Source organism: Mesorhizobium sp. BR1-1-16 (assembly GCF_020165495.1).
Lineage (GTDB): Bacteria > Pseudomonadota > Alphaproteobacteria > Rhizobiales > Kaistiaceae > Kaistia.
Window position 1 is genome coordinate 1240831 of the sequence record NZ_JAIUIE010000001.1, and the last position, 8003, is coordinate 1248833.

At 66.4% G+C, this 8003-nt stretch carries 8 protein-coding genes; 5 read left to right on the forward strand and 3 right to left on the reverse strand.

The window, feature by feature from the left end; all coding sequences use genetic code 11:
• Positions 1–70 precede the first annotated feature (70 nt).
• On the reverse strand, positions 71–2176 hold the full coding sequence (recG, locus tag LB518_RS05865; RefSeq protein ID WP_224574345.1) for an ATP-dependent DNA helicase RecG: 2106 nt from the start codon (positions 2174–2176) through the stop codon (positions 71–73).
• A 139-nt stretch (positions 2177–2315) separates the two neighbouring features.
• Here recG and LB518_RS05870 point away from each other — a divergent pair, with 139 nt between their 5' ends.
• From LB518_RS05870 to LB518_RS05880, 3 genes are read left to right on the forward strand one after another with little or no spacing between them, the layout of a single operon-like run.
• Positions 2316–3227, forward strand: a complete 912-nt coding sequence (locus LB518_RS05870; RefSeq protein WP_224574183.1) for a class I SAM-dependent methyltransferase — start codon at positions 2316–2318, stop codon at positions 3225–3227.
• The gene (locus tag LB518_RS05875) at positions 3224–3973 is read left to right on the forward strand and encodes a pseudouridine synthase (RefSeq protein ID WP_224574185.1); all 750 of its coding nucleotides are present in this window, start codon (positions 3224–3226) and stop codon (positions 3971–3973) included. Before LB518_RS05870 ends, LB518_RS05875 begins: the two co-directional genes overlap by 4 nt.
• Complete coding sequence (locus LB518_RS05880) at positions 3970–5148, forward strand: BaiN/RdsA family NAD(P)/FAD-dependent oxidoreductase (protein ID WP_224574187.1); 1179 nt, start codon at positions 3970–3972, stop codon at positions 5146–5148. Before LB518_RS05875 ends, LB518_RS05880 begins: the two co-directional genes overlap by 4 nt.
• Before the next feature lie 19 nt (positions 5149–5167).
• On the opposite strand, the gene LB518_RS05885 is transcribed toward LB518_RS05880, so the two are convergent.
• Entirely contained in the window at positions 5168–6448 is a 1281-nt protein-coding gene (locus LB518_RS05885; RefSeq protein ID WP_224574189.1) for an O-acetylhomoserine aminocarboxypropyltransferase, read from the reverse strand.
• Between the two features lie 136 nt (positions 6449–6584).
• Positions 6585–7016: a CoA-binding protein gene (locus tag LB518_RS05890; RefSeq protein ID WP_224574346.1), complete on the reverse strand. Its 432-nt coding sequence runs from the start codon at positions 7014–7016 to the stop codon at positions 6585–6587.
• 99 nt (positions 7017–7115) lie between these two features.
• Here LB518_RS05890 and LB518_RS05895 point away from each other — a divergent pair, with 99 nt between their 5' ends.
• On the forward strand, positions 7116–7673 hold the full coding sequence (locus tag LB518_RS05895) for a TetR/AcrR family transcriptional regulator (RefSeq protein ID WP_224574191.1): 558 nt from the start codon (positions 7116–7118) through the stop codon (positions 7671–7673).
• A 2-nt stretch (positions 7674–7675) separates the two neighbouring features.
• Positions 7676–8003, forward strand: a 328-nt coding sequence (locus LB518_RS05900) for a DMT family transporter (RefSeq protein WP_224574193.1), incomplete at its 3' end; no start/stop codon positions are given.

Genomic DNA, 8003 nt, shown 5'->3' on the forward strand with positions numbered 1-8003 from the left:
GGCATGACGCTCGAACGGTTCGGCGGGAGCCAAACGCCTACCCGCAAAACACGGCCGAGGCGAGGCGGAATCAACCGGCGCGCAGCAGGCGGATCGCTTCGTCACGGCCAAAGAGATAAAGCAGGAGCCGCAGCGCCTTGCCACGCTCGGAAACGAGATCGCGGTCGCGCTCGACGATCAGCCGCGCATCCTGCCGCGCGATCTCGAACAGCGCGCCATGATCCTCAAACCGCGCAATGCGGAAGCCGGGCACTCCGGACTGCTTGGTGCCGAGCAGATCGCCCTCGCCGCGCAGGCGGAGATCCTCCTCCGCAATGCGGAAACCATCCTCGGTCTCGCGCATGATGGCGAGGCGCCCATGCGCCGTTTCGCCGAGCGGGCCGCGATACAGCAACAGGCAGGTCGATGGTTTCGAACCGCGCCCGACCCGGCCGCGCAGCTGATGAAGTTGCGCGAGGCCGAAGCGCTCGGCATGCTCGATGACGATGATGGTGGCGTCGGGCACATCGACGCCGACCTCGATCACGGTGGTCGCGACGAGGAGGCGCGTGTCGCCGCGCTGGAAGGCCAGCATGGCCGCGTCCTTGTCGGCGGCCTTCATCCGGCCATGCACCAGGCCCACCACCGGACCGAGCGTCGCCTTCAATTCCGCGAACCGGGCCTCGGCCGCAGCGGCGTCGACTTCCTCCGATTCCTCGACGAGCGGGCACACCCAATAGACCTTGGCGCCGCCTTCGATGGCGGTCGCGATCCGGCCGACGACTTCATCCAGCCGTTCGAGCGGAATGGTCCGCGTCTCGATCGGGCGCCGGCCAGCCGGCTTTTCCGTGAGCTTCGAGACATCCATATCGCCGAACGCGGCAAGCACGAGCGTGCGCGGGATCGGCGTCGCAGTCATCACCAGGATATCCGTGGCGGCACCCTTGCCGGCGAGCGCCAGGCGCTGATGCACGCCGAAGCGATGCTGTTCGTCGACGACGGCAAGGCCGAGATCGCGAAATTCGACGCCCGACTGGAAGACGGCATGGGTACCGACCACGAGATCGATAGTGCCTTCGGCAAGCCTTTCGAGGATCGCGCCGCGCTCGCGGCCTTTTTCGCGGCCCGTCAGGACCGCGAGGCGGATGCCAGCTGCCTCGGCGAGCGGCGCCAGCGACTTTGCATGCTGGCGGGCGAGCAGTTCGGTCGGCGCCATCAGCGCGACCTGCGCGCCGCTTTCAATGACGATCGCGGCAGCCATCAGCGCCACCAGCGTCTTGCCGGAGCCGACATCGCCCTGCAGCAGGCGCAACATCCGGTCGGGCGCCACGAGATCGGCCTCGATCTCGGCGATCGCCTGGCTCTGGCTGCCCGTCAGGCTGAAGGGCAGGGCGCCGATGATCGCGGCGCGCATCCTGCCGTCGCCGAGGCGCGCCCGTCCCGAGGCGCGGCGGAGATTGGCGCGGGTGAGGGCGAGGGCTAATTGGCTGGCGAGGATTTCGTCATAGGCGAGCCGCATCAGCGCCGGGTTGCTTGACACGAGGTCTTCCGGGCCACGTGGCGTATGCGCGGCATCGAGCGCGTCGTGGAAGTCCGGCCAGCTCCGCTGGGCGAGCAGCGGCGCGTCGAACCATTCCGGCAGATGCGGCAGGCCGTCGACCGCGCCACGGATGGCGCGCGCCAGCGTCTTCCGCGCGAGCCCTGCGGTCATCGGATAGACAGGCTCGATCATCGGCAGCTTCTCGAAGCCCTCGCGATCGACGACATGATCGGGATGGACCATCTGCGGCCGGCCGTTGAACCATTCGACCCGCCCGCTGACATAGCGCGTCTGGCCGATCGGCATGGTGCGTTCGAGAAAGGCCGTCTCCGCGTGGAAGAAAACGAGCGCGATCTCGCCGGTCTCGTCCTGTCCGAAGACGCGATAGGGCTGCTTGCGATTGCCGGGCGGGGGGGGCTGGTGACGATCGATCCGAAGCTCGAGCGTCACGATCGCCCCTTCCGGCGAAAGCGCGATGCCCGGTTGATTGCGGCGATCGATGACGCCGGTCGGCATGTGGAACAGAAGATCGACCACGCGCGGTGGTTCGCTTGGATCGAGCCCAAGCAGGCGGGAGATCATCTCGCCGACCTTCGGACCGACGCCGGCAAGGCTCGTCACGGAGCGGAAGAGCGGATTGAGGATTTCGGGACGCATCGCCGGCATGATTCTCCTTGCCGTCACCTTCCATCGCCGGCCCCCTCCGGGCAACCCGCGCCATCGTCGACGTGCCGGGCTCTTTCGTCATCCGCCGTGGCGCGGTAGGAACGCCGCGGATCATCAGATGTGGCGGGACATGGCGGACAGCAAGCAACAGGGCGTTTATGGCGAGCCGCCTGCGGAACTCGCCGACGTGGCGAGGGATGCGGTGCAGTTCTCGCCGCTGATGCCAGGCGCCGCGAAGCTCGAAGCGCGCGACCAGGATCTGGCCGCGCTGGCGATGCTGGCCCCACCGGGGACGATCGAGCGCCGCTATACGCTGGCACTCGCGCTGAGGTCGCTGGCGCCGGGCGGACGGTTCACCGTGATGGCCCCGGTGAAGAAGGGCGGCGCGCGCCTCGTCGCAGAGCTCGAAGCGTTCGGTCTTGAGGTTTCGTCCGCCCCCCGCCGCCATCACCGCGTCTGCGAAGTGGTGATCGACCGGCCGCTGTCCGGCATAGAGGACGCGATCAAAGACGGCGCGCCGCGCATCGTTCCGGACTTGGGGCTCTGGTCGCAGCCGGGTGTCTTCGCCTTCGACCGGGTCGATCCCGGCACCGCCGCGCTGATCGAGGTGCTGCCGCTTCTCGAAGGGCGTGGCGCCGATCTTGGCTGTGGCATCGGTTTTCTGGCGCGCGCCGTGCTGCCGTCGCCGCTGGTGACCGCATTGACGCTCGTCGATATCGATCGCCGCGCCGTCGAATGCGCCGAGCACAATGTCGTCGATGCGCGCGCCAGTTTTCTCTGGGGCGATGTCCGGACAGTCGCGCTGCCCGAGTCGCTCGATTTCGTCGTCATGAACCCGCCGTTCCACGATGGCGGCGCCGAGGATCGGGCGCTTGGCCAGGCTTTTATCCGCCGCGCCGCCGGAAGCCTCCGCCGAGGCGGGCGCGCTTTCATCACGGCGAACCGGCATCTGCCCTACGAGGACGTGCTCAAGGCGAGCTTCAAGGTGGTTCGCGTCATCGGCGATGCGGACGGCTACAAACTGTTCGAGGCCATCCGATGAACAAGGCGCCAACCGCGCGGCTCGACAAGCTGCTCGCCAATCTCGGCTATGGATCGCGCCGCGAGGTACAGACCCTGATCGAGGGCGGCCGCGTGATCCTCGACGGCGAGGCCGAGACCGATCCGGCGCAGCGTGTTTATGTAACGGCCGACCTTGCGACGCGCATGACGGTTTCGGGCGAGCCGCTCGATCCGGCGCCCGGCTTCATCCTGATGCTGAACAAGCCGCTCGGCGTCACCTGCTCGCAGAAGGATATCGGCCCGCTGATCTACAGCCTCCTGCCGGAACGCTGGCGGCGACGCGATCCCGCCATCTCGACCGTTGGCCGGCTCGACAAGGAGACGTCCGGCCTCATTCTCATGACCGATGACGGCGCGCTGCTGCACCGGATCATCGCGCCCAAGAGCCATGTGCCGAAGCGCTACCGCGTATCGCTCGCCCGTCCGCTCGAAGGCAGCGAGGATGCGGCGCTCGGCGCGGGAACGCTGATGCTGGAAGGCGAGGAAAAGCCGCTGCTCCCCGTCGCGATGGAAACCGTTTCGCCGACCGAGTGCTTCGTGACGCTGAATGAGGGTCGCTATCATCAGGTCCGGCGCATGTTTGCCGCGCTCGGCAATCATGTGGCTGCGCTGCATCGCGACCGTGTCGGCGGGCTCGACCTTCCGGACGAGCTCCCACCCGGCGCGTTTCACATTCTTGATTCTGCCGGGATCGAGGCGATCTTCGCCGCGCCGAGGCCGGCGTGACACGCTTCGATGTCGTCGTGATCGGCGCCGGGGCGGCCGGCATGATGGCCGCCGCCGAGGCGGGCAAGCGCGGCCGCCGCGTCCTCATCGTCGATCACGCGCGGACGGCCGGCGAGAAGATCCGTATATCCGGCGGCGGACGCTGCAATTTCACCAATACAGGTGCCGGCCCGGCCAACTTTATCTCGGCCAATCCGCGGTTCGCGATCTCGGCGCTGTCGCGCTATCGGCCACGCGATTTCATCGCCCTTGTCGAGCGGCATAAGATCGCCTGGCACGAGAAGAAGCTCGGCCAACTCTTCTGCGATGGCTCGGCGCGGCAGATCGTCGAGATGATGATCGCAGAGATGGCGATGGGCGGCGTGACGCTGCGCCTCGGCACTCCGGTCAGCGCCGTCGAGCATGGGCCGGACGGCTTTCGAATCGCACTCTCTGATGAGACGGTCGAAGCGCAGTCACTCGTCATCGCCACTGGCGGGCTTTCGATCCCGAAGATGGGCGCAACCGATTTCGGCTATCGCATCGCGCGTCAGTTCGGCCTGCCTCTCGTCGAGACGCTGCCCGGGCTGGTGCCGTTGACCTTTGAACCGGCCCTGCTGGAGAAGACCGCCCCGCTGGCCGGCCTCGCCGTGGATGCCGTCGCGCGGGCGGGCAAGACCGCGTTCGAGGAAGCGCTGCTCTTCACCCATCGCGGTCTCAGCGGCCCCGCGATCCTCCAGATATCCTCCTATTGGCGGCCGGGCGAGACGATCAGCCTGTCGCTCCTGCCCGGCATCGACGTGCTGGCTCAACTCAAGGCCGCCCGCACCGCGAACGGCCGCCAGCATGTGGCGACGCTGCTCGGCGAGGAGATGCCCAAGCGGCTGGCGCAGTTCATCGCGAGCGAGGCCGGCGCGAGGCCCAACCTTGCCGATTGCTCGGATGCGGTGTTGAAGGCGGTGACTGCCGCGGTGAACGACTGGCGGGTCAAGCCAAACGGCTCGGAGGGCTATCGCACCGCCGAGGTGACGCTCGGCGGCGTTGATACGGCAGCGCTCGATTCCAAGACGATGCAGGTAAAGGCCGTGCCGGGACTGTTCTTCGTCGGCGAAGTCGTCGACGTCACCGGCTGGCTCGGTGGCTATAATTTCCAGTGGGCCTGGTCGTCAGGCTGGTCGGCGGGGCAGGCGGCCTGAGCCCGCCCCGCGCGAAGCCTCAGCCGAGCGCCTGCTGCAGGTCGGCGATAATGTCTTCCTTGTCCTCGATGCCGATCGAGAGACGAACCACATCGGGACCGGCGCCGGCCTGCACCTTCTGCGCATCGGACAACTGCCGGTGCGTCGTCGAGGCCGGATGAATGATCAGCGACCGCGTGTCACCGATATTGGCGAGATGCGAGAACAGCTTGACCGACGAGACGAGCTTGACGCCCGCGTCATAGCCACCCGCGAGGCCGAAGGTCAGCACCGCGCCGGCGCCCTTCGGTACATAGCGCTTGGCGAGGTTGTAATAACGATCACCGGGCAGACCGGCATAGCTGACCCATGACACCGCCGGATGGTCGACCAGGAATTCGGCGACCGCCCGGGCGTTCTCCGAATGACGCTGCATGCGCAGCGGCAGCGTCTCGATGCCGGTCAGGATCAGGAACGCGTTCTGCGGCGCGAGAGTCGGGCCGAGATCGCGCAGTCCGAGCACGCGGCAGGCGATAGCGAAGGCGAAATTGCCGAAGGTTTCCGCAAGGATGACGCCACCATATTCAGGGAGCGGCGCGGAGAGCTTCGGATAGCGGCCCTCGCGCGTCCAGTTGAAGCGGCCGCCGTCGACGATGACGCCGCCGACCGAATTGCCGTGACCACCGAGGAATTTGGTCAGCGAGTGCACGACGATGTCGGCGCCATGCTCGAACGGCCGGCAGAGATAGGGCGTCGCCAACGTGTTATCGACGATGAGCGGGACATTCGCCCGCTTGGCGACCGCCGAGATTGCGGCGATGTCGGTGACGATGCCGCCCGGATTGGCGATCGATTCGATGAAGATCGCCTTGGTCTTCGGCGTGATCGCCCGCTCGAAGGACGAGATGTCATCTGGATCGGCCCAGACGACATTCCAGCCGAAGCTCTTGAAGGCATTGCCGAACTGGTTGATCGAGCCGCCATAGAGCTTCTTGGAGGCGACGAATTCGTCTCCGGGCGTCAAGAGCGTGTGGAAGACGAGCAGCTGCGCCGCATGACCCGAGGCGACGGAAAGGGCAGCGGTGCCGCCCTCGAGCGCGGCGACGCGCTCTTCCAGAACGGCATTGGTCGGGTTGCCGATGCGGGTATAGATGTTGCCGAAAGCCTGCAGGCCGAACAGTGCGGCGGCGTGGTCGACATCCTCGAACACGAAGGACGTCGTCTGGTAGATCGGCGTCGCCCGCGCGCCGGTCGTCGGGTCGGGCTGCGCCCCCGCATGCACCGCCAGCGTCGAAAACCCCGGAATCCTGTCTTCAGCCATCATTTCCTCCCAAGCCGATTGCGTCAGCGCACCAGGTCATCTGCGCACTTTTTCTATCGATACCGCGAAGCGATGGCGCGTGGCAAAGAAGGATTTTCCCCGTTTCCGATGCGATCGGCGCGTTTGTGCTCCGCGTTCAACGTCCGATAAGGCGGGGGCGCTCGATGGCGGGGCAGCGATCCATCACAACCTTGATACCGGCCGCCTCCAGCCGCGCCGCTGCGGCGTCGTTGCGGATGGCGAGCTGCAGCCAGACGACCTTCGGCAGCGGATCCAGCGCCAGCACCTCGTCGACGAGGGCGGGGATCGCATCCGAATTGCGGAAGACGTCGACCATGTCGATCGGCACGGGAACGTCGGCAAGGCGAGCCTCGACCTTGCGTCCATGGATGCTGCCGCCCGCTAGGCCCGGATGCACCGGATAGGTCTCGTAACCCGCGCGATTGAGATAAGCGAGGACACCATTGCTCGGCCTGTCAGGCTTCGGGCTGGCACCGACCATGGCGATGGTGCGCGTCGTCGCGAGGATGTCACGGAGATAGGCGTCATCATAGCGGTCGTGATCGATCGGCATGGCAGTCTCCTGATGCGAGATACAAGAAATGAGGCCCGTCAGGCGCGATCGCAAGGCTGGACTTCCGAACATACCGTGCGGTATGTTTCGTTCATGACACAAGCGCATCGCAAACCCAAGGACCCGGAACAGGTGCGCGCCGCGCTGCTCGGCTCAGCGCGGTCGATGGTTGTCGAGGCAGGGATTGCCGGGCTCAGCGTCAATGCCGTCGCCGCGGCGGCCGGCGTGACCAAAGGCGCGTTCTTCCATCATTTTGGCAGCAAGGCGGCGCTGGTCGACGCGGTCTTCGCAGGGCTTTTCGGCGAACTGGACCGCGAGATCGACGAGGCGATTGCAGCAGACGACGAGCAGTATGGCAGCTTTACCCGCGCCTATGTCCACTCAGTGTTCCGCGCTGATGAACGACACCAGACCCCGCCTTTCGCCGGGCTCTGGATTTCGGCCATTGCCGACCCGGACATCCGCGCCGACTGGGCCGCATGGCTGCGGCAGCGACTTGAACGCCACCGCGAGACGGATGGCGACGATGCCTTGCAGATCATCCGTTTCGCAGCCGACGGCGTCTGGCTGGCCGACATCCTCGGTGTGACGACCGCCGATCGGGCGGCGCTGCACGACCGCCTCATCCAGCAGACGCGGAAAGGCGCCTGATCATGCAGAGCTATCTCTATCTGGGGATCGCGATTTTTGCCGAGACGATCGCCACGCTGTCGCTGAAGGCGTCCGATGGTTTCACGCGGCTCGGACCATCGATTGTCGTCGCCGTCGGTTATGTCACGGCGTTCTATTTCCTGTCGCTGACGCTACGGGCGATCCCGATCGGCGTCGCCTATGCCGTCTGGTCCGGCATCGGCATCGTCTTGATCTCGGCCATCGGCTGGGCGGTGTTCGGCCAGAAGCTGGACACCTGGGGCGCCGTTGGAATCGGCTTCATCCTGGTCGGCGTGATGATCGTCAACCTGATGTCGCGGACGAGCGGGC